Source organism: Tolypothrix sp. VBCCA 56010 (assembly GCF_050875635.1).
Classification (GTDB): domain Bacteria; phylum Cyanobacteriota; class Cyanobacteriia; order Cyanobacteriales; family Nostocaceae; genus Hassallia.
The window spans coordinates 1-1,025 of sequence record NZ_JBPAOH010000367.1; the positions used below are offsets into that span (position 1 = coordinate 1).

Genomic DNA, 1,025 nt, shown 5'->3' on the forward strand with positions numbered 1-1,025 from the left:
TAACCCAAGTTGCTAGTTATGCGACCGCCAGTGCTTCGGGCTGGTGTATGGGGTCAGTATCCATCATAAAATCCCCTCCAGGAACAAAAACGGAGGGGAAGATGTTAAACGAAATAATTACTGTTTATGCTATCACTGATGACTTCTTGAAAGCGATTGGGCATCATGAAGATGCTCGCAGAGAGATGAGTGATGCAGAAATTATGACAACGGCTTTGATTGCGGCAATGTTTTTCAGTGGTAATCATAGCGCGGCTTGCAACTATATGAAAGATCATAATCTGATTCCTAAAATGTTGGAAAAATCACGTTTTAATCGGCGATTACACGGTATCTCGATGCTGATGAATGATTTATTTCATCAAATAGGAATGATACTAAAACAGAGTAGTGATTGTACTGAGTATCTCTTAGATTCATTCCCTATAGCAATGTGCGACAACATACGTATTTTCAATATCAAGTTAATTACTTCAGCTGATTACAGGGGTTATATTGCCTCAAAAAAACGCTATTTTTATGGAGTTAGAATTCAGTTATTAACGACTAAAAGTGGCATCCCTGTTGAGTTTGTATTCTTGCCTGGTAGTGCGAATGATGTCCGGGCGCTAAATGCATTGCCGTTAAATTTACCCCCAGGGAGTGAAGTTTATAGTGATTCCGCATACACTGATTACACTGCGGAAGATGACCTCTTCGAGACGAGTCAAATCGCGTTGAAAGTGATGAGGAAGAAGAACTCTAAGCGTCAAGACGAGCCTTGGAATCAATACGTGAAACAATCAACTCGCCATTACGTTGAGACTGTGTTTAGCGCGATTACAAGTCTATTCCCCAAATCGATTCATGCAGTCACCTATGAGGGGTTTCTACTGAAGCTAGAAGCATTTATTTTTGCATTTACCCTGAAACAAGCATTTCTTTAGTAAGAAATTATTAATACCTTAACCCGATCTAGTAGACTGCTCGTGATGATTGGGTCGAAATCGCGGTGGCGCGTAGCACCACCGTGAATTTGTCATTAG

Annotated in this window: 1 protein-coding gene; it reads left to right on the forward strand. The window is 40.7% G+C overall.

What is annotated here, in order from left to right; translation table 11 throughout:
* The first annotated feature begins 101 nt into the window (after positions 1-101).
* Positions 102-926 (forward strand): IS982 family transposase, encoded by an 825-nt coding sequence (locus AABK37_RS41510; protein WP_432557200.1) that lies wholly within the window; start codon positions 102-104, stop codon positions 924-926.
* Positions 927-1,025 lie beyond the last annotated feature (99 nt).